The organism is Novosphingobium sp. HNCC26BN242 (assembly GCF_057180525.1).
In genome coordinates, this window is the sequence record NZ_JBXUGM010000002.1 from 602,999 (window position 1) to 627,592 (window position 24,594).

Below are 24,594 nucleotides of genomic sequence, written 5' to 3' on the forward strand. Positions count from 1 at the left end.
TCAATAGGTTGAGGGCGGATCACTGGCAGGAAAGCTTTCGTCCGAAGCTTCATCGATCTTGTCCCAGCGCTGGGGATCAGAGCGCATGCCCTCAACCCCGGCGGAGCGCACCTTCGAGAAATTGTCATTGGTGTTTTCCCCTTCGGCAAAGGCCGCAGGCGCGTGCTGTTCCTGCTGGCGATTTACAAAGCGCCAAATTCCATATCCCGCCGCACCCGCGACGGCCCATTGCAACAAGCCCATGGACAATCTCCTATCGGCAAAGCCCCAACACCATTGGCGAGGCTGCCATCAGGAAGACAACGCATGAGTGCCTGAAAAGGTTCAGGGAATTGTGACGACCGGAGGACGCGGGGTGGGTGTGGCCCGGGGCCGGGCAACATTCACCCCTTGTGCATTTTCATTTTCCCGCCGCCCGGTGGCACGGTTCAGGAAATCGTCGTTTGCCGCAGGCGGAGCGTTGGGAGGAAAACCCTCGGGCGCGGCATCGGGATCGAACGGCGGGGCTTCCTCTTCGGGCGGGCGACGCCCGTTTCGCCGTTGCGCTGGGTCAATCAGGTTGCCTTGTTCATCGACGTAGAAGTAATCGTCCGGGCTGCCGAGCATGGCCTCATCATCAGGTTCAAGCTGCCATTCGGGCAATTTCAGCTCGGTATCGAACTTTTCGACCGGACGCTTGCCCGTAGCGACTTTCATGAAAGCGGCAAAGGCGCGTGCAGGCGCTGCACCGCCCTGCAGGCCGGGCACGGCCTTGGCATCATCGCGGCCCATCCACACGCCGGTGGTGACGCCGCTGGAAAAGCCCAGGAACCAGCCATCCTTGTTCGACGATGTGGTGCCGGTCTTGCCCGCCACGGGCCGCCCGATCTGTGCCGCGCGGCCCGTGCCGATATTGACCGCGGTCTGCATCAGATCGGTCATGCCCGCGGCCACATAGGGTGGGACAAGCTGCTGCGGAGATTCAGGGCGATAGCGATAGAGCACTTCCCCATCGGTCGTCGTGACCTTGCGGATGCCATAGGGCTGCACCGACATGCCCTTTGCCTGGACCGAGGCGAAAGCGCGGACCATATCGATCACGCGCGTTTCCGATGATCCCAGCACCATTGAGGGCAGGGTATTGATCGGCGTGGTAATGCCAAAGCGGCGCGCCATATTGGCCACCTGACCAAAGCCAACCTCGTTGCCCAACTGCGCCGCCACGGTGTTTTTCGAATAGGCAAAGGCGGTGCGCAGATCGATTTCGCCGGCATAGCGCCCGCCATCATTGCGCGGGGTCCAGCCATCGACCGTCACCGGTTCATCAACCACGCGGTCATCTGGGGTGTAGCCTGCTTCGAGCGCCGAGAGATAGACGAACAGCTTCCACGCCGAACCCGGCTGGCGCACGGCGTTCACGGCACGATTGTAGTTCGAGGTCACGTAATCCGTGCCGCCAACCATGGCCAGCACCGCGCCATCGCGATCAAGCGAGACGAGCGCGCCTTGGGCACCCTTGGGCGCAAAGCCCGCAATCGCGCTGGTGGCGGTCTTTTGCATGACCGGATCGAGCGTGGTCCACACTTCGATCGGCTTGTCATTTTCAGGCAGGATCAGATCGAGCTGCGGCAATGCCCAATCGGTGAAGTAGCGGGCCGAATTCTGCCCGGCGCGGTCTTCGACCATTTTGACCTTCTTCAGGTCCACGCCTTGTGCTTCCTGCGCAGTCAGATAGCCGTTGGATTCCATCGTTTGCAGCACCACCCCGGCGCGCGTGACCGCAGCATTGGCATCGGCAGTGGGTGAGTAGCGCGAAGGTGCCTTGACCAGGCCTGCGATGATGGCTGCCTCGGGCAGGGTGATCTCTTCCCCGGCATGGCCGAAGAATTTGCGTGCCGCGCTGTCGATCCCATAAGCACCGCCGCCGAAATAGACCTTGTTCAGATAGAGTTCGAGGATCTGGTCCTTCGAGAACTTCTGTTCCAGCGCCAGCGCCAGCACCCATTCGCGCGCCTTGCGGGCGAAAGTCTTGTTGTTGTTGAGGAAGATGTTGCGTGCCAGCTGCTGGGTGATGGTCGATCCGCCCTGACGCCACGTGCCGCTTTCCACCCGCACCATCAGCGATCGCACGATACCGATGGGATCGACGCCCCAGTGGCTGCGATAACGCCGGTCCTCGACCGAAACCATCGCATCGCGCATGACCTGCGGAATACGCTCGTACGGAACCCATTTGCCGTAGCTAGGCCCCAAAGTGACGATTTCCGAACCGTCGGTGGCACGCACCACGATCATCTGCCCGGTCTGACTGGACTTCAGTTCCTGATACCCGGGCAGTGAGCGCATGGTGACGGCTACGGCCACGGCCAGCGCGACCGCTCCGAGCAGGGCAAAGCCTGCGCCCCATACGATCAGGCGGCCAAGCCAGCGCCGGAGCCTGGAGCCGCTTTTGGGTTGCGGATCGGACCGCCCGCCATCGCGGGGGCGGGAAATGTCCCGTCTGGCCATCAGTCTTTTACCGCTTCCCTCATTCCGACAGGGGGCAGACAAAGCCCCGGCGCGTTCATATGCGGCTTTGCATAGGCGAAACGTAACACAGGGTTAACCGCAAATCGCCGAACGGCCTTGCCCATGCTTCGGCTGTCGATTTTTGGCCCTCAATCTTCGGGCGTGAAGTCTAGCGAGGCGCTGTTCATGCAATAGCGCAGGCCGGTAGGCGCTGGGCCATCGGGGAACACGTGGCCAAGATGACCATCGCATCGCGCGCAGCGCACTTCGGTGCGCACCATGCCGTGCGCCATATCGGTATGTTCATCCACCACCGAAGCATCGACCGGCGCATAGAAGCTGGGCCAGCCTGACCCGCTTTCATACTTTGTGTCGGACGTGAACAGCGGCGCGCCGCATCCCGCGCAGTGGTATTCTCCCTTGGCCTTGTTCTTTTCATAGGCTCCGGTGAAAGCGCGTTCGGTGCCGCCCTGCCGCAGCACGTGGTACTGTTCGGGCGAGAGGCGTTCGCGCCATTCGGCTTCGGTCAGGTTCAGCTTGTCGGACATGGGGAGGCTCCTTTGCGCACCCATATGGGTTGCGCCATGCTTACGCTCAATAGTGCGATTTTGCCTCAGGCTTTGCGAGGTCATAGCAATGGGCGATATCGTATTGGGTGGCGCCAGCACCGCCTGCCGCAGCATCAGCCTCAATCACCGCGCGTGCCTGTGCCAGCGCCATGTCTGCGGCGGCGCTGCTGCTACCATTTTTTGTGATAGCCTTGCGCTGCCGGTCTGCCAGCACCATTGCCAGCGTTTTCAGATCGCGCGCCGTGGCGCTCATGCCCTCGCGCGCATGAACTTCTTCATAGGCAAGGTCGAGAATGGCGGCGCACTGGCCAAGGTCCGGCACTGTCAAGGGTGGCACTGTGGCGTCCAACTGCGTCACGCACGGACCTGCCAGCGCGGTGAGCGCGGCGTCGGGATCGGGGGCGGCCTGCAGCGCCTGCACATCGGCGGTCAGCAGTGCGCCCACCGCTTCGCGTGATAGCCCAGCCTCACGCATTACCCGCGCGCCGGTCTCGGCAAAGAAGGTCTTGCCGCGCAGCGCCAGCGGTGGCCAGCCGGGCATGGCCTGGCCGCGCGCCTGTTCCATGGCGACGATGGCAAAGGCGGCGGCGCAGCGCAGTTCTGCGCGTTGCGTCTGGCTCAGCGATGTGGGTGCAGATTGGCCAGTGGTTGGGCCAGAAAGTTGGGCCAAAAGGGGTGATGCTGCAAAAAGCAGGGCGGGCATCAGGGCAAGCTTGTGCATGGCCTGACTATAGCCGAAAAAAAGGGGCCGCGAACAGGATAACCGTTCGCGGCCCATGACCTTGACGGTCAGGTTTGGCGTGCCATGCAGGGTGGATTGCTGGCGCGCGCTGGAGAGTGGCGGTGTTTCAGCCAGCGGCGGCTTCGTTGCAGCGGGCAAGGTCTTCGGCGGCCAGTTCGCCCTGCGGTGTGGCAAAGCGCGCAACGGGGCCAACCTTCTGGGCAAGCCGCGCGCAGACGATCACCGGGCGCGAGGTATCGCGTGCGGCGGTGCATTCAGCGCCTTCGCATTTCCACAGCAGGCCCTTTTGCACCAGCTTTTGCGTGCCATCCATCGGACGGGAGAGCGTGGCGGAATAGAATGGGCCAGTGGCAGCGGCGCGCAGCGGAGCGGCGGTCATCGCGAAGCTGGCGACGGTTCCGGCAAGCGCCAAAACGGCGGGAAGGAGTTGGCGCGCGACTCTGCGTGTTTCAGCGCTCTTGGCAAGAATCATGATGTTTCCCCTGAATCGACGATTTTCATCAACCGTTGTTTGAAGCTGCGGAAACGGGCGTTTGGAGAGGATGCTATTTCCGTTGCGAATCACTACTTATCCGAGTAGGTTTTAAGTTGCAACTAGAAACTTAAATTCATCCTTGGGATAGGATACAGACTGGACCTTATGGACAAGCTTCGCGAACCTTTGAGCGAGATCGCCCAGTGCGGCCTGCCGCTGGCATTAGAAGCCATGGGCGAGCGCTGGTCATTTATGATTCTGCGTGCAGCATTCAATGGGGTGCGACATTTCGAGGATTTCCTCGAAGCACTGGGCATTGCCCGAAATATTCTTTCCAACCGTCTGTCAAGGTTGGTTGAGGCCGGAATCCTAAAGCGCGAACATTGCGCTGATGATCGTCGCCGCATTGAATATCGCTTGACGCCCAAGGGGATGGACCTGCTTCCGGCCATGCTGGCGCTGCGCCAATGGGGGGAAAAGTGGCAGCTGGGCGTGCCTGCAAATCCGGTGCTGTGCGACTGCCGCGATGGCCTGCCGATCAGGCCAATCGGCATTACCGCGCAAGATGGCAGAACGCTTTCGCCCGATGATCTGACCTGGCGAGACCGATCAGAGCTTGACGCTGCGATCGCGTTTGAGCCGCTGCGCAAGGTTCCGTAAAAAGCAGGCCGCCGGTTGCAGCGGCGACCCGTGAGGTTACCCGGCGGGGGACTGATGTCCGCCAGGCTGACTTGCGAACGGGTTAGCGCGCCGCGGCACTTGCCATCTGGATCACACCAGTCTGTGCCTTTTTTGCCTGCGCATAGCTTTTGTGGAAGCACTGCAGCGCCGCGGCAAATTCCGCACCATGGTAGTCCGCGATATCCAGCCGGCAAACATGCTTTGCCGCTTTGGCCAGCCGCTTGTTCAGCTCTGCCTGCCCCTGCTTGGTGCCAAGATCAAGATCGGCGTAGTTGACGATGCGGGTATTGGCGAAAGCAGGCTGGCTGGCGGATAGGGAGAGACCAATGAGGCCGGCCATTGCGATGGTCTTTTTGAACATGGCTGTTTCTTTCGGATGTCTGCCGGAGACATTCCGACAGGTTTGCATGGTTGCGGTGACCGGGCGGCATTTGCCCAAGGTCGTCGGGGGTCATCGAGATCAGGGGCAAAGCTTCCTGTCCGGCCACCGCATGCAGTCTGTCTAGGCATCACATTGCGCCAGTGCGCGCGGGCTTCGACCAGAAATATATCAATTCCGACAAAGCATTACCTGACCCGACGAACCACCAACCTTCACCTATGAACAGCACGACCGGCCCATGCGTGCAGGCCAATCAGGCCGCACCTGCGGGTATTGCATGGGCATGTGACAAGGGCACCTGCATGCCATAAGGTCAGCGTCAGACATGGCGATTCTGATCATCTTCCTGCTTGGCATAGGGAACTTTGCACTGCACCGTGCGGTAATGGACAGCGATCATCCCCTGCTGGGCCGCATGCCGTGGTTCGTGCATCTGCTGGGCGGGCGCTTCACGATGGTGGTGGAATTCCTATTGCTGTTCGCCGCGCTGATGTTTGCAGCGCAAGGCGATGTCACGGGGCCGATCGCCTATGTCGTGTATTCGGTAATGAACAGCTTTTCGGCATGGCTGATTCTGACGGACAGGGTCTGATTGTGCAGAACCTGCGGAACCCGGACGGCTGCGGCAGGTTGTGCAGGTCATGATTCATGCTGCGGCGTCGCCACCCATCTGGCTTGTTACCAACCCCGCGAGCGGGAGCAACAACCCGACGGCGGTTGAGGCGATTGATGCGGCGTTGAAGCCTGCGCGGACCATTGTCTTCCCCGAAGAACCCCTGCCGACCCGTTCCGATCTGGAAGCAGCAGGGGTCGGGACCCTCGCTGTGTTTACAGGCGATGGCACGGTCAACGCAGCGGCAGCCGCGCAGGAAGGCTGGAACGGGGCACTGCTGGTGCTGCCGGGTGGTACGCAAAATCTGCTGTCCAAGGCCCTGCACGGTGACCGCACGTTGGACGCCATTCTTGCAGATTTGCCCAAAGCCCGCCGCCTGCGCCGGCGCGGCATCCGCACTTCGCAAGGCATGTCGCTGATTGAGGTGCTGGCTGGCCCCGGCGCGATGTGGGCCGACGTGCGCGAAAGCGTGCGCGAGCTTGATTTTGCAGCGATGGCTGAGACCTTTGCCGATGCTCTGCGTGAAACCCGCGCCGGGCCTGCCGTGCGCTTGTCGGATCCGCCTGAAGGACGGCCTGAAGGCTATCGGGCAGTGTTGCTTGCGCCCGAGGGTGATTGTGTGCTGGTTGAAGGATACGACTTTGCAGACTTTGGCGAATTTGCCGCGCAAGGCTTTGCCATGCTGATCAAGCGCAACTTTCGCGAAGGGCCGCACGACGATATCGGCGTATTCCCTGCCGTAACTGTCAGCAGCACCGCCGCGCTTGCGCTGATGATCGACGGCGAACGCCGACAGGGCGGAGTGGAAGAACGCTTTACGTGCGAGGAAATCGCGCTCGATTTCGTCGCGACGCGTCCGGTTGATACTTGACCGCCGCAGCACCAGCGTTGATCACGCTGGCCCGATGACCCGCCTGTTCCACATCAGCGACATCCATTTCGGACTTGAAGATCGCCGCGCACTCGATTGGGTGGCGCAGTGCATCGCGCGGGAAAAGCCCGATGCCGTGGCTATCACCGGCGACCTGACGATGCGGGCGCGCCACCGCGAATTCGCCGCGGCCTGCAAGTGGATACTGGCACTGAACGTGCCGGTTACCGTGGAGGTCGGCAATCACGATTTGCCATACTTCAATCTGATCGAACGCTTTACCAATCCCTATCGCCGCTTTCGCTCCATCGAGGCGATGCTCGAGCGTGAGCTTGATCTGCCCGGTGTTGCCGTGGTGCCTTTGAAAACGACCGCCCGCGCCCAGTTGCGGCTCAACTGGTCGAAAGGCAATGTCGGCTCAGCCGCGCTGAAACAAACCCTTGCCGCCATAGACGCGCTGCCCCAGGGCACCCGCGCCATCGTCACCTGCCATCACCCGTTGGTGGAAGCGGGCACGCGCGGCAAGGCGCTGACCCGCGGCGGCAATCGCGCGCTGGCAGCGCTGGCCAGCCGCAATGTGCTGGCGGTCCTTTCGGGCCACGTCCACGATGCTTTTGATCTGATCCACCCGACCAGAAACGGTCCGGTCCGCATGATCGGAGCCGGAACACTAAGCCAGCGGGTTCGTTCCACTCCGCCGGGCTTCAACGAACTGACGCTTGAAAATGGTCAAATCTCGGTCCGCGTCCGTAATCTTGAACATGTGCCATCGCGTGACATGATGATTGACGATGTGCCAGAAGACGCCATGCCGCCAAGAGCGCAGGGCGATCCCGTAGCTCCTGTGGGAGCAGTGCCACCAATCGACCCACCGCTTTACTGAGCAGGCGGGGCCAACGACAGGGCTTGTGCATTGCCGCCGGTCCCCGGTTTGACTGGTTGTTTTCAGGCGGCAGGAGAGATTCCGTCAGGATCGCCAGCTTCTTCGGGAGTGGGCGCGCGCTTGATGCCCCAGTGGATTGAACTCCACACCCGTTCGTGAAAGTAATAAAGCCCGATCTTGGTAATCACTTCGGTGCCAGCAATGGCTCCGGCCGCTTTGACGCTGCCTGTAAAGAGCCAACCGAGCAGGAAAGTATCGATGCTCCCGAGTGTGCGCCAACTGATGGCCTTTACCACAGAGCGCGCGTGCGCTTCGTGTCCGTGAAACAGAATCATTGGTGAGGCCCCCTTCGGACACCGTGAATAGATCGGCATGACCTGTCGTCAAAGCGGATTGAAGGTGCGTTTCCGACACACTGGATATATGCCGTAGGCCGGACTGAATGCTTGCGGGCCGTGGTTTGACGGCCTAAGCGACACCAATGGCCGTTTATTTCCATGAAGAAGATCTGCCAGAAGGCGTGCTTGCGCCCGGGGCGGTTGCTGTCGATACCGAGACGATGGGGTTGATTACTCCACGTGATCGCCTTTGCGTGGTGCAAATTTCCGACGGACGTGGGGATGAACATCTTGTGCGGTTTTCGCCGGGCAGTGACTTTGCCGCACCAAACCTGAAGGCGGTGCTGGCCGATCCTGCGCGGGTAAAGCTTTATCACTTTGCCCGGTTCGATCTTGCCGCGATCGAGCATTACCTTGGCGTCGTTGCGGCCCCTGTGTTCTGCACCAAGATCGCTTCCAAGCTGGTGCGGACATACACAGATCGCCATGGCCTAAAAGATCTTGTGCGCGAACTGCTGGGCAAGGAAATCTCCAAACAGCAGCAATCGAGCGATTGGGGTGGCCCGGTGTTGTCCGATGCCCAGCAAGAATATGCCGCATCTGACGTGCGCTATCTGCACGCGATGCAGGTGATTCTGGCCGAGCGTCTGGAACGCGAAGGGCGTACGGCAATGGCACAGGCCTGCTTTGATTTTCTGCCGATGCGCGCGCGGCTGGACCTTGCCGGGTGGGCTGAGCGCGATATCTTCAGCCACGAGTAAGGTTGGTACTGACAAGGAACGCTTTTTTGGGGCTGCGACCATGACTGTGCAGGCTGATGTGATGCGGATCCAGCGGCGTGGCTTTGCTGCACCCGGCGGTTTTCATGATCGGCTGGTGCAGTTTCTGGCCCGCGCCCTGCCAGCAGCTGTTGGGGCTTTGCTGGCCGTGATGATCCTGACGCCGCTGTCACCGCGCGGGGAAATCAGCTTTCTGCTCGACCGTCGCAAGGTGGCCGTGCTGGATGACCGGATGAAGGTTTCCAGCGCGATGTATCGAGGGCAGGATGATGAGGGGCGCAATTTCTCGATCACCGCCGGCTCTGCAGTGCAGCGCACAAAAACGCGTGAGATGATTGAACTGGAGCAGTTGACGGCGCGTATCATGCTGGATGATGGTCCTGCACTGTTGACGGCAGGCAACGGTGATTATGACTTTGGCCGGGAAATCGTAGATATCGTCGGGCCAATCAACTTCCAGACATCGAACGGCTATCGCATGACCGCCACCAATGTCGACATTGACCTGGGCGCCAAGCGTCTGAAAAGCCGAGGAGCGGTTGAAGGCCGCATCCCTGCAGGGACATTTTCCGCCGACCGGATCAGCGCAGATCTTTCCGAACGGTCGGTGACGCTGGATGGCAATGCGCGGCTTCGCATGGTGCCCGGCCAGATGAAAATGCCCTGAAGCTGAAAATGCCCGAATGAAATTGCCCGATAATGACACCGACAGCGCAAGGTACGTCCGCATGAACAAGATCGACATCATCCGCGCTGCACGGCCTTTGCGCTGGGGCATGGCGGGTTTTGCGGGGTCGCTGGCTTTTGTTGCAGGCGCGCAGCATCTGGCTGCGCAGAACATTGCCAGCCATAACAGCAAGGCTCCAGTGGAGTACGCTGCCGATCGGATTGAAGTGCAGGACAAGGCCAAGCGTGTGGTGCTTTCGGGCAATGTCGACATCAACCAGTCCGATTTACGCATGCAGGCGGCGCGCACCACCGTGGCTTATACCGACAATGGCGAGATCCAGATTGATCGGATCGATGCCACAGGCGGCGTCCAGGTGAACCGGGGAGCCGAACAGGCGCGTGGCGATGTGGCGGTCTATGATTTCAACCGCAACGTGATCACTATGACCGGCAATGTAGCGCTGCGCCGTGGTGCAGACACGCTGAACGGCGGGCGGCTCGTCATTGATCTTGATTCAGGCCTTTCAAGCGTGGATGGCCGGGCCGGAGCGGCTGCAGGCAGCGGCGGGCGGGTTACCGGCACTTTTCAGGTTCGCAAGTCCAACTGATGTGAACGATCAAGGACCTGTTGCAAGTTGCAGCTGCGTATTGATCCTGCCTTAAGCGCGCCGCTTGGTGCACCTTTCGAACAAGGTCGGATCGAACGCAATGCCTTGCTGCTGGTAGGTCCGGGTCAGGATTGCCGCAGTACGGCATTCAATCCTTGCTCCTGCGCGCAGTGCCCCGACAATGGTTTCCACCATGGCGGGTGATGTGTCGGCCGCCGCACTGGTTAGAAAAGCGCGGGTCCAATTGCCACCTGTGACTAGTGCTCCGATCATGGCCTTGCGCCCCTCCTGAGTTGCCAGAAGGCGTTTGGTCATGTCCTTGATCGGTGCTTGCTCTTCTTGAATGCCAAAAAGCGCAGCCAACCGGCGTGCGGCCTCAGCACGGTCGCCCGCTGAAAAGGCGATCTCGAACATTACCTGCTGCGCAATGGGATCACGCCATCCGCGCTGTGCGGCACGTTGGATGATTACTCCGCTACCGATACGGTCGCCGCTGCGTTCGCGCGCAATGGAAAGCAAAGTGAGGTGTTCGGCGGGAAGAGGGCTTCGTTCTGTCAGCCTCGATGCTTCGGCAAGCGCAACTTCAGGCGTGGCCGACCTGACTGTCGCCATGGTGGTGCGTTCCTGCGCAAATGTGCGCATCGGGGGCGGAACTATGGCTGCCAGCGACGGCTGCCGCCGTGAGGCGCGATCAATCTGCGCGCTGGCGGTAAGGGCTGCGAGCATGATCATCAAAACAGTCCAGATCACGCGCATCAGGCGGTCTCCGCTTTTGCTGAAGTTGTTGGATCTGGGTGGCGTCCCTGCCGCGCCAGCACCACGACAGCCAGCGCCGTCACGCAAAGCATGGCCTGATTGCGCAGCGGATAATCAAGCAACGATTGCAGGGCTACAGCAAGCAGTACGCCTGCGCATGCCAGCGTTGGCCAGCGGCTTGATCCCGCCTCAGAAAGCCCGCGCCAGACCGACGACAAGGTCCATATGGCCCAGGCAAGCACGATCAGCAGAGCAAAGGGCCCGGCTTCGATACCAAGTTCGATGTAATCATTATGAGCCCGCCCGGCACGCCTTGGACTGATGTTTTCCAGGGATTCGTCAATCTGGAATACCTCATCAAACGTGCCCATGCCCGAACCTGCGGGCCAGTACCGCTCGGCTGCAAAGCGGGCATCTTCCCAGATGGCAGGGCGCTGCTCTTGTGTCTTTTCGAACCTAGCCATGACGGTTTCAAGCCGACTGCCCGGCAAAGTGGCCAGTGCGCCGCCGCCAATAATGATGACGGCGAGCGCCATGATAGCAGCTTTCAAAGACCAGTTTGCAGCATGGGTGCGTGAGCCGCCCTCTTTCCAGCGAACAAAGCTTTGCAGCACACACAAGGCGAGAGGCAAGGCAAGCAGCACCAGACCGGTGCGGGATTGTGTCAGGATCGTCCCGGTGATCAGCATGACAGCCACGATCACTTTGGTCAGCCAGCGCGAAGACAGAAATCTGTAGCTTGGCAGGCTGCACAGGAGCAGCAAACACGACACAAGAAAGACTGCCGTTGAATTACGATTGGCGAAAAATCCAAACAGAACGCCGGGCATCTCGATTTCTGGATAAAGCAGCCCGAACTTGTTTCGCCCCAAAACCTGGAATGTGCCCAGAAGCACGCTGGCAAAACCCACACCGACAGTGGTGATCACGACCCGCTGAAGCGCATCGTGGGTGCTGCGCCAGCCGAAGACGATGACGGCAAAAGGCGCAATCAGTCCGGTGAAGGACACGAAAGTGCGGGCTGCACTTACGGTCAACGGGCGCCACGCATCCTGGCCCGATGCGGCCAACGTCTCGACCACAAGGTTTCGACCAGGCAGGTTGTGCCAGACCTCGGGAGGCAAGGGCACCAGTTGCGCCAGCGGGAGCAGCAGACTGCACGCGACGAGCACAACCAACGGTCGCGATCCCTTGCTTACGAACTGCCAAACGGCATCACCGTTCAGCGCGAGCGCGGCAATGGCAGTTATTTGCACGGCAAGATTGGAGACGCCATAGGCGACACCGCCACCTCCGAAGAGGCATGCAACGAGTAGAAGGACCAAAACGATGACGCCGGGGTTCTTGTGCATGGCGGGGTAATTGAATCTCGCTATCGACAGGTCAAGCATTTACCGCAGTTATCGCGCCGCATTTTCGAAATGCTGCATGGGCTTGATCGGCCTTGGGCGCACTTCATCACCGCGCGGTGGGGGGGCGGTTGCCAGGAATTTGGCAAGGGACCGGGAATGGAAAGGCGGATTGTCCTTAGAGCGCGGCGTTCGCCTTCAGCCTGGTGCCTGTAAATTGTGCCCATTTGTTGTGGGCGCAAATTTGTGCGTGGAAAGTCTGCACAGGCCGGTTGGCTTTTCTGCGCGAAACACGTTGCCAGAGCTGGCCGCGAGCCAGAGGCCGGCCACACCGATAATTGCAACGCATCATTCATCGTCAAGAATCAGGCGCACATAAAAAAGGCCCGGTTGCCTTTGCAGCAACCGGGCCTTTTTTAACTCTCAGTAAATCAGGCGCCAGGCGACTTGTTGTCCACCGCGCGCGAAATACCGTAAGCCGCTGCACCACCAGCAAGGAGGATCAGGATCCATGCGTAAGGTGCAAGGTTGTTTTCCGCTTCAACCGAAGTAGCTGCGCGGTTTGCCGAATAGCTGGCGGCCGGATAGACCTGCGAGCTGGTGGCACGAGTGCCAGCTTCGGCCATCACCGGTGCGGCCATCAGAGCCGTTGCGGCAAATGCCGACGCAATGCGTGCAATCTTCATGCTCAATCTCCTAAGCAGTATCGCTTCCGTGTACCGCCCTCTCGACGGTTCGATACCGCAATGCAAAATGATTCGCAACCAAAACTAGGTATTAACCGCAATTTGATGCGCCATTGGCTTAACTTTCGATTCAGACCTGATGCCGGCGGATGGGGTGTTTTTGCCTAAATATATGCTTATATTGATTTTTTCTTGAAAGCGTTCCGCGGGAAAAATGCAAGGCGCAGCATTACGGAAGATATTGCAGCGCACTGCACCTGCATGAATTCGCTTGACTTTCATGACTGTGGTTTGGCGAGGGTACTGATTCTAGCTGTCTTTCAGCCAGAGCATGGTGGCTGCTTCGCGCAGGCTGGTATCGTTATTGTCGACCGCCAGACGTGCAGAAATATAGGCCCGGCCGCGCTGCACGAGCCAGACCGGATAGGCCAGCCAGCGCAAGGGATTGGCTCCGCTCACCCGCATGATGCTGGCAAGCTTTAGCGGTGTTGGTGTGACTGCCGCGCGCAGGGCCGCTGACCAGCCGGGGCTTTGCCCTTTGCGCATGGCAATCCCGCGCAACATGGCGGCGTGTTCGGTGAGGGACTCATCTCTGAGGACTGCGTTGATGCATACACCAAGATTTTCCAGTACATCTGACGGTGTTTGGCGCAGTTGATCCGGCACCCAGGTAGCGCCGTTCTGCATTGCCAGCGCAGCCACCAGATGAAGTGCCCGCGTCAACCCCATCGTTTCGGCCTGGGCTATGAGGAGGGGCCAGTTAATCTTGCCCGTCTGTACGACAAAGTGCAGATCGGTCAGCGTGATCGGGCCGTTTTCGAACATGTGATGCAGGGTTGCATGTTCGACCAGATGAAGGAAATTTGCATGAATTGACGGTACGCGCACCGGCGTGCCGCCGATGTCCACGGTTTCGGCTTGTTCAGCCACCATCTTCACCAACTGCGGCTCCTGCACCCAGCCGCGGGCATTGAGCCGGTGATGGATCTCGATCGAAACGCCGTGCTGCTTGTCTAGCAGTTCGGGCATCTGGTGGCCGAATTCTATGCCGTAAAATTCAGCCCATGACGCAACTTCATACTGGCCGCTGGCAATCATTGCGCTCTGCGCCAGTTCGGCTTGCTCTGCCGGAACCAGCAGATCGAGATCGCGCAAGGGGCGCAACTGCGCATCGGGATAATCGCTATACGCCAGCCGTACGCCTTTCAGCGCTATGGGATCGATGCCATGGCTTTTCAGGAAACGCACTGCCTCGATCAAGGCGATCATATGACCGAAGCTGGACATTTTGATCCGCCGGCGCTGAACTTCAATCTCGTGCCGACATTCCTCGGGCAGAACGATGCCCTGTCCAGACACCGCCTCGGCCCGGGCAATTGCCCGGTCCAGCACGATTGTGACTCGCTTTGCGACCGCCTGTTCGACCAGATCGTACCATTCATTTTCAGTGAGGCTGGCAAAACGGGAAGTGTGGTCGCAATCGGGTGCTGCACAAACTTGCAACAGTATTGTCGAGGTGCGCGAACTGGCCAAAACGCCTCGCGCTTCATCATCGTTCATGTCGTCTTGATCGCCTCAACACTTGCGCAACGCGGTTAATGCAGGCCGATTCTTCGATGTGAAGAGTGTGGCAGGCCGGTAAAGATTATGGTCTTTGGACCAACGCGTAAAGATGTGACGGTTTGACCGCAATCAGGGTTCATCCGCAATCAGGGCCTGCGCGGCATGGGAAACGCATCGAATTGCGCCACATCGCCACCGGTTACGATGATATCGTCGGCAGTAAGCCAGGCATGGGCAAGCAGACAATCGGAGCCATCAGGCGCTTTTTCCTGTTTCACCCCGATGCTGATGCGTGCTGCAATTCCCTGTCTGGCCAGCCAGCGCCGACCTGCGAGACACTGCACCAAGCAATCGGAGCGCCACGGAACGCGTGGCGCGACAATTGCAATGGCCTTGCTGACCCGCCCAATTTCTTCGACATGTCCGCTTGTGACCGAAGTCATCGATCCGCCACTGTGGTCGACCGGGACCGGATCGGGAATCCCAAGATCGCGCACTGTCTTGGCAGACAGCAGCATCCGGGCAAAGGCAAGTTCTGCACAAGCCCGCAGCAAGTATGCCGCAAGCCGGGGGTCCAGTCGCACAAGCTTCGGGATTTCACCGAGTATGCGCTTTGACTGCACCTTCGTTTCGGGTGGCCGCACCATGCCCCTGTTGCCCAACGAGGCAGGTGTATTTTGCTTTTCAAGCGGGGGGTCAGGAGGCAACAAAGGCAAGATCGGCCAAACTTTCACATCCAGTTTCAAGATCAGACTGCCTTGATTATCACCCGGAGGTCATGAATCAAACCCTGTGTCGCCACGGTCTGGTCGGCCCGGGGGGTTGCGGTATGATCATACTCCTGTAGCGGCAGGCCCGCGCCTGTGCGGAGAAAATTGCTTGAGTGGTTTTGCAGCGATAATCCGTTTCGATGGCCAGCCCGCCGATGCTGCGGCCATCCGGCGCATGACCGAAGCGATGCGTTTTCGCGGGTCTGACGGGCTGTTTCATCACGTCAGTGCCGGGGTCGCTCTGGGACATTGCGCATTTCATACCACTCCGGGTTCTGCCGAGGCACCCCAGCCGCTGTTCAGCGAAGATGGCATGGTTGCCATTGTGATGGACGGGTGGCTGGCCAATGCAGAAGAACTGCAGGTCGCGCTGAAGGATCGCAAGGCGCGTATCCGGGTGCCTTGCGATGCCGAACTGATCCTGCATGCCTATGCTGAATGGGGCGATGCATGCGCCTCTCAGCTTGAAGGGGAATACGCAGTCGTCATTCATGATGCACGGCGCAAGCGAGTATTCTGTTTGCGCGACCATCTCGGCATGCGACCGCTGCACTGGCAATGGGACGGACGGCGGTTGCTTTTGGCCAGCGACGTCTCGGGCGTGCTGGCGGCCGGCGACTTCACGCAAAAGCTCAATCGCGGACGCATGGCCGAAAACCTTGCAAGCGAGTGCTATCTTCCCGATGAAACCGCGTGGTCCGGGGTGCATCGGCTGCCTCTGGCAACAGCGATGGCGGTCGAAGCGTCGGGGCCGAAGACGTGGCGCTATTGGACTTTGCCGCTCGATCTTTCGGTCCGGTACAAAAACGAGGATGACTATTTCGAGCACTATCGCGAGGTTTTGATGGACAGCGTTCGCCGAGCCTCGCGCTCGCCGCTGCCCATTGCCTGCGAGGTCAGCGGCGGGCACGATTCATCGGCGATCTTCGCGCTATCGCGGCGTCTTCATAAAAGCGGCAGGCTGCTGGCGCCGGATTCATTGGGCTTCACGCTGGCCGGGACGCCAGGGTCGGTCTCGGACGAAATTGCCTATGCGCGTGATGTTGGCACTTTTCTGGGCGTGCCAATTCACGAAGCGGACCGCTCTGTGGGTGAAATTGCGTGGTTTGAGCGAAATATCGCGGTTGATCGCGATATGCCCGACTTTCCCAACACCCAGTCCATGGCCGCCGAGGCAGCACTGGTGCGCAGCAAAGGCTGCAGGGTGCTGTTGGACGGCGAAGGTGGTGACGAGTTTGCCGGAGGATCGAACTACTTTATCCATGAAATGCTGCGTGAAGGCCGTTTTGCGACGCTTTTGCACGAACTGAAGTTCATGCGGTCAGAATATGGCATCGGCTATGTTGGCAAGCGCATATTCCGCAATGGTCTGCGGCCATTTGCTCCACTGTGGTTCGACGCGGCCTTGCGAGAGTTGCGGCGAAATCGCAGGCCTTGGGCTGAACATTTGGGCAAGGGACAGCATTGGGTGGCCGAACCGCTTCTGGCCGAACTGGCAGAAAGGCGGGAGGCCGCAAGGCAAGCTGATGACATCTGGCAGATCCGCAATCCGTCCAAACGGCGGCTGTGGCGCGAACTGTGCGATCCGATCTATGACGGGTTTCGTGATAGCGCTGCACGGCTGATCGCGCGTTTCGGCCTCGAAATGCGCACGCCGATGTATAGCAAGCGCTACTTTGAATTCATCAGCGCCGTGCCGGAATCGATTCTGCTGCGCAATGGTTATGGGAAACATATCCATCTGCAGGCTCTGCAGGGGGACTTGCCCAGATCGGTGCTTGAACGCCGTTCGAAGGCGGAGTTCAGCTTTACGTTCGAGCAGCAGATCGAGAGCATTCGACATGTCTTCGAGCGTGAGATTCCCGCCGAGGCCCCAGAGGAGATCAATCTTCCGGGGCTCACGCGTCTGTGGGAGCATTACCTGTCCACCCGCGAAGGGATATGGGAGTTGTGGCGCATCTACGGCTGGTATCGCCTCCGCGCCTTGCAACCTTGAAGTTTGCTGCTCAGATGCGGAGTTTTTGCACCGGGAAATGACCCTTCCCGGTCCCGACGCATTGCATGATACCGCGCCTTCTTTGCGCGATTCGGTGAAAGTGCTTTGAGCAAAGCTGAAAATTCTTTCGAATCCAAGGCTCGCTATTACTTTAGAAGTAAACGAAAGTTATACGCGTATGGATAAAAAGACTAACTTAGGTAATGATTAATCAATGACGTTATATTTACTTAGGTTAATATCAACGACGCAACTCGGGCCGCTGATTGCAAATAAATAGTTCTTTTTCAGCCGTTTGCATATGCTCTCTACAAGGGCGCAGCTCGGACACCTAATCTTGTGCATTGCAAAAAAACTTGCCTCAATACAACGGATAAGTTATTCCAAAATGGAAGAAACCATTCGTTGTTTGACGTTTTTCTTGCTTTTCCGAGGCGATGACCAGTCGTCTGCGGAAAAGAAAGAAAGCGCAACCGATTTAAGGAGAAGTGCTGTGACTGATCGCAATCCGAACGCCCCCAAGGCTCGTCGTTCCTATGCTCGTCCTTCGCTTACGGTATATGGTTCGGTGCGTGAACTGACCGGCGGGATGAGCGCAACCGGCTCTGATGCCATGCTCATGTTCATGATGAGGTAATCGTTTCTTCTGGGTATCTGGAATAGGTTTGTCTGTGGCAGATACGCTGGAAGAGCACCGGGGTTACCTGATCGATACGCGTCGTGCAGATTTGTACGACCGTGCAATCGCAAAGGTACTTTCTGAAGGCGACAAGGTTGCTGACCTTGGTTGTGGCTTCGGCGTTTTCGGGCTGATGTGCCTGAAGGCCGGAGCCGCTCGCGTTTGGGGTATCGATTCGACCGACGCCATCGATATTGCCCGAGAAGCGGCTGACCGGGCCGGTTTTGGCGATGTCTACGGCTGCATTGGCGACGTTACGTTCCGCGCAGAATTGCCGGAACTGGTGGATCTACTGATCTGCGATCACGTCGGCTATTTCGGCATCGACTATGGCATCATCAATCTGATGGCCGATGCCCGCAAGCGCTTCCTGAAGCCGGGCGGAAAGATGATCCCGCAGCGGATTGATCTGTTCCTTGCAGGCATCAGATCTGAAAACTGCCGCAAATTGCTCGGCGTCTGGGAGACCAGCGACATTCCGGGCGAATATGCTTGGCTGCGTAGCTATGCTGTCAATACCAAGCATGTCGTCGACTTTGTGCCGACCGAGATCGCGACCGAGCCTGTACAGGTCGGCTCGCACACGCTTGGTGAAGACGCCCCCGATGTGATCAGCGTCAAGGCCAGCCTAGTCATCGACGAAGATGGCGTACTTGACGGTATCGGTGGCTGGTTTGGGTGCGAACTGGGCGGCGGCGTGCGCATGACGAATTCACCGCTAGCGCGTGAAGCCATGAGCCGCCACCAGATCTTCCTCGCTTTCGATGCTCCTCTGACTGTCAAGGCAGGTGACACGGTCGATGTGACCGTGAAGTTCAATCATGTCACTGGCATCGTCGCCTGGACCGCGCGTGACCCGCAAAGCGGACGGTTGCAGCGCTATTCCAATTGGGCGTCGCTGCCACTTTCGACCAGCCGCAAGCTGGCTCCGGCGCTTTCTCCCCGCAAGGCCAACGATCGTGCCGAAGCGCTCAAGATCGTGCTTGGTTATGTGGATGGCACACGCAACGGTCCTGAAATCGAACTAGCAGTGATTCGTGATCATCCACAACTCATGCCCAGCGAAACCGAGGTCGCCCGCTTCGTGAAGGATGTCCTCTCGGACTATACAGAATGAGCTATTCGCTTGTTTGGTGTCCGGCGAAGCAGATGGATGATATCGCCGCAGAACCCTTCGACTGTTGGCGCGAAGACGATGGCGAGGCATCGACGACCTTTCATCGCACTGATGACGGCTTTCTGCTGCGATTTCTGGAAGGTGCGGATTTCGAGATCGATCTGGCGCGCCGCACCGTAAGGTGTACGCCGTTGCCGGAAGTCTCCGAAGACTACGTACGCAATATCTTCAGCAACCAGATCATGCCCCTAGTCTGGACATACGAAGGCAAACCGGTGCTCCACGCCAGTTGCGTGGTAATCGATGGCTTTGCCTATGGATTTCTCGGGCCAAGCGGGCGCGGCAAATCAACGCTAGCCGCTGCCTTTGCCAGCCATGGCCATGCCTTCCTGACCGATGACGGCATGCTGATTGAAAACACTGATGCAGGACTCCAGGTCCGCCCCTATCTTCCCTCTGTCCGGCTGATGCCAGACAGCAGGGACGCGTTATTTGGCGGTGCAGAAGTGGCCGAACCGGATGATGGCGAATGGGCACCCAAATCGCGCATTGTTGCAAGCGCCCTGCTGCCCCACGCTGCTGCACCTGCGCCGCTGAAGGCGATCTATGTGCTGGAAGATGCCGGCGCGAGCACGGCAACATTCGAGCTTCTCACAGCGTCAGCCGGGCTTGATGCGTTGCTTAAAAATTCATTCTTGCTCGATTCGCAGGATAAGCCGCGTATCCGCAATCATTTCCGCACCATGGCGGAACTGGCTGAAACCTTCCCCATGTTTCGGATGGATTATCCGCGCAATCTGACGCGGATCTCCGAAATTGTATCCGACATCGTATTGCATGCCCGAAAGATAGGATGCCAGCCATGACTTTTGCCCAGAACTACTTACTGTCCGAAGATGTCGTTGCTCGCGAAGTGGGCGAGGAAACGATGCTGCTTGATCTTGCCAGCGGGACCTACTTCGGCCTCAATCCGGTCGGCGGCCGCTTCTGGCAGCTGCTTGAAGAGGGACGTAGTGTCAGCGAGGCGCGCGATGCTTTGCTGGCTGAGTTCGATGTTGCAGAGGCCATTCTGGATGCTGATTTGGCAGCATTGCTTGATGATATGACCGGCAAGGGGCTGATGTCTTTAGCCGCGTGATGGAGGCGGCCCGCCGCTGCAAGGGCGTGGCGGGCTGATCCTTAGTATTCCCGGTCGACATTGGTGATGTCGGCCAGTTCGGGGATATTAAAAATCTCCGCCCAGTTGCGCGCACGAACCAGATCAAGAGTGCCAATCGGGATGTAGTGGAAAAACAGCAAGTCGCAAAAGGCCCGCGCTTGCGTGCCCGGGATCTGATCACGCCAGTGCCACTGGTTCGCACCAGTGAAAAGCAGGGCATCACCCTCTTGAAGCGTCAACGTGCTCACCGCGTGGTTTGATCGCCCTGCCTTTACGGCGCGCCAATCATCTACCAGATCCTCAGGGCTGTCGGGCCAGTCGATGATCGAGGTGAAACTGATCGGCCACGGATCGCTTTGCGAAATGCAAAGATCGAACGTCCACTTGGCTGACGGCGTATCAAGATGTGGTTCGCAAATGCCGCGCCGCGAATAGAGTGACAAGAAATTGTAGCGTGGCTCAACCTGTTCGCCTGCCAGTTCGGACACGAAATCCGTTATCTCATTTTGCATCTGCGTGAACGGTGGCCAATCGTGAACGATCAGGCGGCCAAACTTGCGCATTTCATATAACGTCAAATGTTCCCGCGGAATTGCGGCAATGATCTCTCTCAATTCCATAAGCCGTGCCGCATTCAGGAATTCGGACACGTATTTTACTTCGAAATCAGGGTCGGCTTTGAAAACCGACATTGCGCCTTCGAATTCCTCCAGCCGGTGCGGGGCCACCTTCGCGATAATGTCCTTCGCCTCGAAGTACTGGCGCAGCCAAAGCGAATCATACCAATCCAGAGCGGGTGGAGCATCGACGGTCTCTTGCATCCTTCATAACTAGCACGAATTTGGCAAATCGTCACGCTGAATGACTGGGTTAGGGGCGTTGCAACATTCGCACTGCACCGCAAACATGGGTTGTCACGACAACTCGGAATTGGTCTTGCATTTTTATGCTGCAATGCGGAAAAGCCGTGCGGCATTCGCAACGGCGACATGCCTCGTCTGCGGGCACCTTGGAGAGACGTATATATGACGCAACCGGCACCTTCATCCGGCCGCACCTCCGACCGCACCTCCGATCGCACCTCCGATCGCAAGGGAATCATTCTCGCCGGAGGGTCGGGCACGCGGCTCTATCCTCTCACACGCGGCGTATCTAAGCAGTTGATGCCGGTGTTCGACAAGCCGATGATCTATTACCCGCTCAGCACGCTGATGCTGGCCGGCATCCGTGATATCCTGATCATCACGACTCCTGAGGACTCCGCCCAATTCCATCGCGTGCTGGGCGATGGGTCCGACTTCGGCATATCGCTGACATATGCTGTGCAGCCAAAACCCGAAGGCCTTGCCCAAGCCTTTCATATCGGGGCCGATTTCGTCGGCGGTAGCCCCAGCGCGCTGGTGCTTGGAGACAACATTTTCTACGGTCACGGCCTGCCCGAACTGCTGCAGAACGCCAATGAGCGCCGCAGCGGCGCCAGCGTCTTTGCCTATCGCGTCAACAATCCCGAAGCCTATGGCGTCGTGGCGTTCGATGCCGATGGCCGCGCCAGCTCAATCGAGGAAAAGCCTGCCGCGCCCAAATCGAACTATGCCGTCACCGGCCTGTACTTCTACGATGAAACAGTGGTTGACCGCGCCCGCGACCTGAAGCCTTCGCCGCGCGGCGAGCTGGAAATCACCGACCTCAACCGGCTCTACATGGACGAAGGCCAACTTTCCGTTGAAATCATGGGGCGCGGTTTTGCCTGGCTCGATACCGGCACGCACGGGTCTTTGCTGGATGCAGCCACTTATGTGCGCATCACCGAAGAGCGGCAGGGTCTGAAAATCTGCTGCCCCGAAGAAATTGCGTGGCGGCAAGGCTTTATCACCGACGCCGAACTGGAAGCCATTGCTCAGCCCTTGCGCAAATCAGGCTATGGCGAATACCTGCTGCAATTGCTGGCGCAGGGGGGCAGGCTGTGAACATCGTCGAATGCAATATCCCCGGACCGCTGATAATCGAACCGCGGGTCTTTGGTGATGAGCGCGGCTTCTTTCTGGAGACGTGGAATGCGGCGGCGTTTGCTGCAGCGGGACTGGATCTCACGTTCGTGCAGGACAATCACAGCCGCTCGCAAAAAGGCGTGCTGCGCGGGATGCACTTTCAGAACCCGGGGCCGCAGGGCAAGCTCGTGCGCGTGGTGCGCGGTGCGGTGTTCGATGCTGTGGTCGATCTGCGCCGTTCTTCGCCCACTTTCGGCCAATGGACGGGCGTCACACTTTCGGCCGAGAACAAGCGTATGTTCTGGGTGCCCGAGGGCTTTGCGCATGGCTTCCTGACGCTCGAAGACGATACCGATTTTCTCTACAAATGCACCGCGCTTTATGCGCCGCAGCATGAAGCCAGCCTTGCTTGGGATGATCCCACCGTTGGCATCGAATGGCCGCTGGCTGGGCTGGACATCAAGCTGTCGGCCAAGGATGCCGAGGGCGTGCCGCTGGCCGATGTAAAGGCGTTTGCATGAAAAAGGCGCTCGTTACAGGCGTCAACGGCCAGTTGGGCAAGGCGCTGCTGGCCGCGCAGCCAGAGGGCTGGGAGTGCGTTGCCGTGGAACGGGCCGCGCTCGACCTCACCGATACCGATGCCATCGCGCGGATGATGGGTCAGGTCCAACCCGATCTTGTGCTCAATGCTGCAGCCTATACCGCGGTCGACCGCGCCGAAAGCGAACCTGATCTGGCCATGGCGGTGAATGCTGCCGCACCCGGTGCATTCGCTCGCGCGCTTGCCGGATCGGCGGCCCGATTGGTGCAGGTGTCTACAGACTTCGTTTTCGATGGCACCAGCGGATGTGGCTATCGCCCTGATGACGCCAGAAACCCGCAATCGGTCTATGGCCAGACCAAGGCTGCGGGCGAAGATGCAGCTGGGACGGACGCGATCATCGTGCGGACCAGTTGGGTCCATGCTGCAGGCGGAGCCAACTTTGTGCGCACCATGCTGCGCCTGATGCGTGAGCGGGATGAACTGCGTGTGGTGGCCGATCAGATCGGTTCCCCCACCTGGGCTGCCGGGCTTGCGCAAACTTTGTGGGGGCTTGCTGCAAAGGACCAGCCGGGGATCTATCATCACCGCGATGCCGGTGTTGCATCGTGGTATGATTTTGCCGTGGCCATTGCGGAGGAAGGCCATGCCCTTGGCCTTTTGCCGCGCGTGCCTTCGGTCACGCCGATTGCCACTGCCGATTATCCGACGCCTGCAAAACGCCCCGCATTTTCTGTGCTCGACGTATCGTCAACTCGCGCACTGCTGGGTGATGTGCATGTTCACTGGCGCACCCATCTCAAGACCATGCTGATAGAGGAATCGACTCTTGGCTAACCTGCTTGTCACCGGCGGCGCCGGCTTTATCGGCGGAAACTTCGTCCATTACTGGGCCAAGCAGCACCCGGATGACACGATCATTGTGCTCGATTGCCTTACTTATGCCGGCAACCGCTCCACCATTGCGGATGTGGCGCAAGCCGAACTGGTGTTGGGTGACATCCGCGATACCGACCTGGTTGAAACCCTGCTGCGCACGCGCGATGTGGCAACGCTGGTCCATTTTGCGGCAGAGAGCCACGTTGACCGCTCAATCACCGGGCCTGATGCGTTTATCGACACCAACATCCTTGGCACAAACAGCCTGCTGAAGGCTGCGCGCAAGGTGTGGCTGGACGAAGGCTCGGGCCACGATCATCGCTTCCACCATATCTCTACCGACGAGGTCTACGGCTCGCTCGGCCCCAATGATCCAGCCTTTGCGGAAACAACCCAGTACCAGCCGAATTCGCCCTATTCGGCATCAAAAGCGGCTTCGGATCATCTGGTGCGGGCCTATCACCACACTTACGGGCTGAACGTCACCACCACCAATTGCTCGAACAACTACGGCCCCTATCATTACCCTGAAAAGCTGATTCCGCTGTTCATTCTCAATGCGCTGTCGGGCAGGCCGCTGCCGATCTATGGCGATGGCATGAATGTGCGTGACTGGCTCTATGTCGAGGACCACTGCCGGGGTATCGAAGCGGCGCTGCTGAACGGCCAGCCAGGCGAAACCTATAACATCGGTGGAGGCGAGGAACTGCCGAACATGGCTGTGATCGACCGTATCTGTGCCGAAGTTGACCGCGCCTTTGCCGAGATCGATGGCCTTGCCGCCCGCTACCCCGATGCCCCTGCGGCCAAAGGACGCGCAACCAGCGAACTCAAAACCTTCGTCGAAGACCGCAAAGGCCATGATCGCCGCTACGCGATTGACGAGACGAAGGCGCGCGCAGAGCTTGCCTACGTGCCGCAGCATGATTTCGAAAATGGCCTGCGCAATACCCTGCGCTGGTATCTCGAAAACGAAGGCTGGTGGCAGCCGCTTGTAAATCGGCAGGGATAGGC

Annotated in this window: 29 protein-coding genes; 16 read left to right on the plus strand and 13 right to left on the minus strand. The window is 59.0% G+C overall.

Annotated features, from left to right (window positions below; genetic code table 11):
* The 5 genes from AC2A1F_RS10500 to AC2A1F_RS10520 all read right to left on the minus strand — a co-directional run bounded on the left by AC2A1F_RS10500 (nucleotide 1) and on the right by AC2A1F_RS10520 (nucleotide 4,270).
* Nucleotides 1-243: a hypothetical protein gene (locus AC2A1F_RS10500; protein WP_484208695.1), complete on the minus strand. Its 243-nt coding sequence runs from the start codon at nucleotides 241-243 to the stop codon at nucleotides 1-3.
* A gap of 81 nt (nucleotides 244-324) precedes the next feature.
* The gene (locus AC2A1F_RS10505; RefSeq protein WP_484208696.1) at nucleotides 325-2,487 is read right to left on the minus strand and encodes a transglycosylase domain-containing protein; all 2,163 of its coding nucleotides are present in this window, start codon (nucleotides 2,485-2,487) and stop codon (nucleotides 325-327) included.
* Nucleotides 2,488-2,636: 149 nt separating this feature from the next.
* Nucleotides 2,637-3,035 carry a peptide-methionine (R)-S-oxide reductase MsrB gene (gene msrB, locus AC2A1F_RS10510; protein WP_484208697.1) on the minus strand — a complete coding sequence of 133 codons (399 nt, stop codon included), beginning with the start codon at nucleotides 3,033-3,035 and terminating at the stop codon, nucleotides 2,637-2,639.
* Between the two features lie 46 nt (nucleotides 3,036-3,081).
* The gene (locus AC2A1F_RS10515; protein WP_484208698.1) at nucleotides 3,082-3,936 is read right to left on the minus strand and encodes a hypothetical protein; all 855 of its coding nucleotides are present in this window, start codon (nucleotides 3,934-3,936) and stop codon (nucleotides 3,082-3,084) included.
* A complete protein-coding gene (locus tag AC2A1F_RS10520; protein ID WP_484208699.1) occupies nucleotides 3,905-4,270 on the minus strand; it encodes a DUF8200 family protein in 366 nt (121 codons plus the stop codon). The genes AC2A1F_RS10515 and AC2A1F_RS10520 overlap by 32 nt, the downstream gene beginning before the upstream one ends.
* Before the next feature lie 168 nt (nucleotides 4,271-4,438).
* Between AC2A1F_RS10520 and AC2A1F_RS10525 the strand changes: the two genes are divergently transcribed.
* Nucleotides 4,439-4,933 carry a winged helix-turn-helix transcriptional regulator gene (locus tag AC2A1F_RS10525; RefSeq protein ID WP_484208700.1) on the plus strand — a complete coding sequence of 165 codons (495 nt, stop codon included), beginning with the start codon at nucleotides 4,439-4,441 and terminating at the stop codon, nucleotides 4,931-4,933.
* Nucleotides 4,934-5,015: 82 nt separating this feature from the next.
* Here the strand turns inward: AC2A1F_RS10525 and AC2A1F_RS10530 are convergent, their stop codons facing one another.
* Complete coding sequence (locus AC2A1F_RS10530) at nucleotides 5,016-5,393, minus strand: UrcA family protein (RefSeq protein WP_484208701.1); 378 nt, start codon at nucleotides 5,391-5,393, stop codon at nucleotides 5,016-5,018.
* A gap of 268 nt (nucleotides 5,394-5,661) precedes the next feature.
* On the opposite strand from AC2A1F_RS10530, the gene AC2A1F_RS10535 reads away from it, so the two are divergent.
* The 3 genes from AC2A1F_RS10535 to AC2A1F_RS10545 are packed head-to-tail and all read left to right on the plus strand — an operon-like array spanning nucleotide 5,662 to nucleotide 7,703.
* Nucleotides 5,662-5,928 (plus strand): hypothetical protein, encoded by a 267-nt coding sequence (locus AC2A1F_RS10535; protein WP_484208702.1) that lies wholly within the window; start codon nucleotides 5,662-5,664, stop codon nucleotides 5,926-5,928.
* Between the two features lie 49 nt (nucleotides 5,929-5,977).
* Entirely contained in the window at nucleotides 5,978-6,820 is an 843-nt protein-coding gene (locus tag AC2A1F_RS10540; RefSeq protein WP_484208703.1) for a diacylglycerol kinase family protein, read from the plus strand.
* A 34-nt stretch (nucleotides 6,821-6,854) separates the two neighbouring features.
* The gene (locus tag AC2A1F_RS10545; RefSeq protein ID WP_484208704.1) at nucleotides 6,855-7,703 is read left to right on the plus strand and encodes a metallophosphoesterase family protein; all 849 of its coding nucleotides are present in this window, start codon (nucleotides 6,855-6,857) and stop codon (nucleotides 7,701-7,703) included.
* A 62-nt stretch (nucleotides 7,704-7,765) separates the two neighbouring features.
* Here the strand turns inward: AC2A1F_RS10545 and AC2A1F_RS10550 are convergent, their stop codons facing one another.
* The gene (locus AC2A1F_RS10550) at nucleotides 7,766-8,038 is read right to left on the minus strand and encodes a DUF2061 domain-containing protein (RefSeq protein WP_484208705.1); all 273 of its coding nucleotides are present in this window, start codon (nucleotides 8,036-8,038) and stop codon (nucleotides 7,766-7,768) included.
* A gap of 146 nt (nucleotides 8,039-8,184) precedes the next feature.
* Between AC2A1F_RS10550 and AC2A1F_RS10555 the strand changes: the two genes are divergently transcribed.
* The 3 genes from AC2A1F_RS10555 (at nucleotide 8,185) to AC2A1F_RS10565 (ending at nucleotide 10,097) form a co-directional block, all read left to right on the plus strand.
* Nucleotides 8,185-8,802, plus strand: a complete 618-nt coding sequence (locus tag AC2A1F_RS10555; protein ID WP_484208706.1) for a ribonuclease D — start codon at nucleotides 8,185-8,187, stop codon at nucleotides 8,800-8,802.
* A gap of 40 nt (nucleotides 8,803-8,842) precedes the next feature.
* Complete coding sequence (locus AC2A1F_RS10560; protein WP_484208707.1) at nucleotides 8,843-9,487, plus strand: LPS export ABC transporter periplasmic protein LptC; 645 nt, start codon at nucleotides 8,843-8,845, stop codon at nucleotides 9,485-9,487.
* A 61-nt stretch (nucleotides 9,488-9,548) separates the two neighbouring features.
* On the plus strand, nucleotides 9,549-10,097 hold the full coding sequence (locus AC2A1F_RS10565; RefSeq protein WP_484208708.1) for an LptA/OstA family protein: 549 nt from the start codon (nucleotides 9,549-9,551) through the stop codon (nucleotides 10,095-10,097).
* 51 nt (nucleotides 10,098-10,148) lie between these two features.
* Here AC2A1F_RS10565 and AC2A1F_RS10570 read toward each other — a convergent pair whose 3' ends face one another.
* The 5 genes from AC2A1F_RS10570 to AC2A1F_RS10590 all read right to left on the minus strand — a co-directional run bounded on the left by AC2A1F_RS10570 (nucleotide 10,149) and on the right by AC2A1F_RS10590 (nucleotide 14,969).
* Nucleotides 10,149-10,853 (minus strand): hypothetical protein, encoded by a 705-nt coding sequence (locus AC2A1F_RS10570; protein WP_484208709.1) that lies wholly within the window; start codon nucleotides 10,851-10,853, stop codon nucleotides 10,149-10,151.
* Nucleotides 10,853-12,205, minus strand: coding sequence for an O-antigen ligase family protein (locus tag AC2A1F_RS10575; protein ID WP_484208710.1), 1,353 nt, complete (start codon nucleotides 12,203-12,205; stop codon nucleotides 10,853-10,855). The genes AC2A1F_RS10570 and AC2A1F_RS10575 overlap by 1 nt, the downstream gene beginning before the upstream one ends.
* 428 nt (nucleotides 12,206-12,633) lie before the next feature.
* Nucleotides 12,634-12,888, minus strand: coding sequence for a hypothetical protein (locus AC2A1F_RS10580; protein ID WP_484208711.1), 255 nt, complete (start codon nucleotides 12,886-12,888; stop codon nucleotides 12,634-12,636).
* 309 nt (nucleotides 12,889-13,197) lie between these two features.
* The gene (locus AC2A1F_RS10585; RefSeq protein WP_484208712.1) at nucleotides 13,198-14,448 is read right to left on the minus strand and encodes a nucleotidyltransferase family protein; all 1,251 of its coding nucleotides are present in this window, start codon (nucleotides 14,446-14,448) and stop codon (nucleotides 13,198-13,200) included.
* Between the two features lie 149 nt (nucleotides 14,449-14,597).
* Complete coding sequence (locus tag AC2A1F_RS10590; protein ID WP_484208713.1) at nucleotides 14,598-14,969, minus strand: lasso peptide biosynthesis B2 protein; 372 nt, start codon at nucleotides 14,967-14,969, stop codon at nucleotides 14,598-14,600.
* Between the two features lie 361 nt (nucleotides 14,970-15,330).
* Here AC2A1F_RS10590 and AC2A1F_RS10595 point away from each other — a divergent pair, with 361 nt between their 5' ends.
* From AC2A1F_RS10595 to AC2A1F_RS10615, 5 genes are all read left to right on the plus strand, one after another.
* Entirely contained in the window at nucleotides 15,331-17,217 is a 1,887-nt protein-coding gene (locus AC2A1F_RS10595) for an asparagine synthetase B family protein (RefSeq protein ID WP_484208714.1), read from the plus strand.
* A 388-nt stretch (nucleotides 17,218-17,605) separates the two neighbouring features.
* Nucleotides 17,606-17,854 carry a hypothetical protein gene (locus tag AC2A1F_RS10600; RefSeq protein WP_484208715.1) on the plus strand — a complete coding sequence of 83 codons (249 nt, stop codon included), beginning with the start codon at nucleotides 17,606-17,608 and terminating at the stop codon, nucleotides 17,852-17,854.
* A gap of 34 nt (nucleotides 17,855-17,888) precedes the next feature.
* On the plus strand, nucleotides 17,889-19,013 hold the full coding sequence (locus AC2A1F_RS10605) for a methyltransferase domain-containing protein (RefSeq protein ID WP_484208716.1): 1,125 nt from the start codon (nucleotides 17,889-17,891) through the stop codon (nucleotides 19,011-19,013).
* A 32-nt stretch (nucleotides 19,014-19,045) separates the two neighbouring features.
* A complete protein-coding gene (locus AC2A1F_RS10610; protein WP_484208717.1) occupies nucleotides 19,046-19,879 on the plus strand; it encodes a hypothetical protein in 834 nt (277 codons plus the stop codon).
* Nucleotides 19,876-20,151: a PqqD family protein gene (locus tag AC2A1F_RS10615; RefSeq protein ID WP_484208718.1), complete on the plus strand. Its 276-nt coding sequence runs from the start codon at nucleotides 19,876-19,878 to the stop codon at nucleotides 20,149-20,151. Before AC2A1F_RS10610 ends, AC2A1F_RS10615 begins: the two co-directional genes overlap by 4 nt.
* 41 nt (nucleotides 20,152-20,192) lie before the next feature.
* Here the strand turns inward: AC2A1F_RS10615 and AC2A1F_RS10620 are convergent, their stop codons facing one another.
* On the minus strand, nucleotides 20,193-20,993 hold the full coding sequence (locus tag AC2A1F_RS10620; RefSeq protein ID WP_484208719.1) for a hypothetical protein: 801 nt from the start codon (nucleotides 20,991-20,993) through the stop codon (nucleotides 20,193-20,195).
* A gap of 204 nt (nucleotides 20,994-21,197) precedes the next feature.
* Between AC2A1F_RS10620 and rfbA the strand changes: the two genes are divergently transcribed.
* Genes rfbA through rfbB form a run of 4 tightly spaced genes read left to right on the plus strand, consistent with a single transcriptional unit; the run spans nucleotide 21,198 to nucleotide 24,592 of the window.
* Nucleotides 21,198-22,139 (plus strand): glucose-1-phosphate thymidylyltransferase RfbA, encoded by a 942-nt coding sequence (gene rfbA, locus AC2A1F_RS10625; protein WP_484208720.1) that lies wholly within the window; start codon nucleotides 21,198-21,200, stop codon nucleotides 22,137-22,139.
* Nucleotides 22,136-22,681, plus strand: coding sequence for a dTDP-4-dehydrorhamnose 3,5-epimerase (gene rfbC / locus AC2A1F_RS10630; RefSeq protein ID WP_484208721.1), 546 nt, complete (start codon nucleotides 22,136-22,138; stop codon nucleotides 22,679-22,681). The genes rfbA and rfbC overlap by 4 nt, the downstream gene beginning before the upstream one ends.
* Nucleotides 22,678-23,538 carry a dTDP-4-dehydrorhamnose reductase gene (rfbD, locus tag AC2A1F_RS10635; protein ID WP_484208722.1) on the plus strand — a complete coding sequence of 287 codons (861 nt, stop codon included), beginning with the start codon at nucleotides 22,678-22,680 and terminating at the stop codon, nucleotides 23,536-23,538. Before rfbC ends, rfbD begins: the two co-directional genes overlap by 4 nt.
* The gene (gene rfbB, locus AC2A1F_RS10640; RefSeq protein WP_484208723.1) at nucleotides 23,531-24,592 is read left to right on the plus strand and encodes a dTDP-glucose 4,6-dehydratase; all 1,062 of its coding nucleotides are present in this window, start codon (nucleotides 23,531-23,533) and stop codon (nucleotides 24,590-24,592) included. Before rfbD ends, rfbB begins: the two co-directional genes overlap by 8 nt.
* Nucleotides 24,593-24,594: the final 2 nt, after the last annotated feature.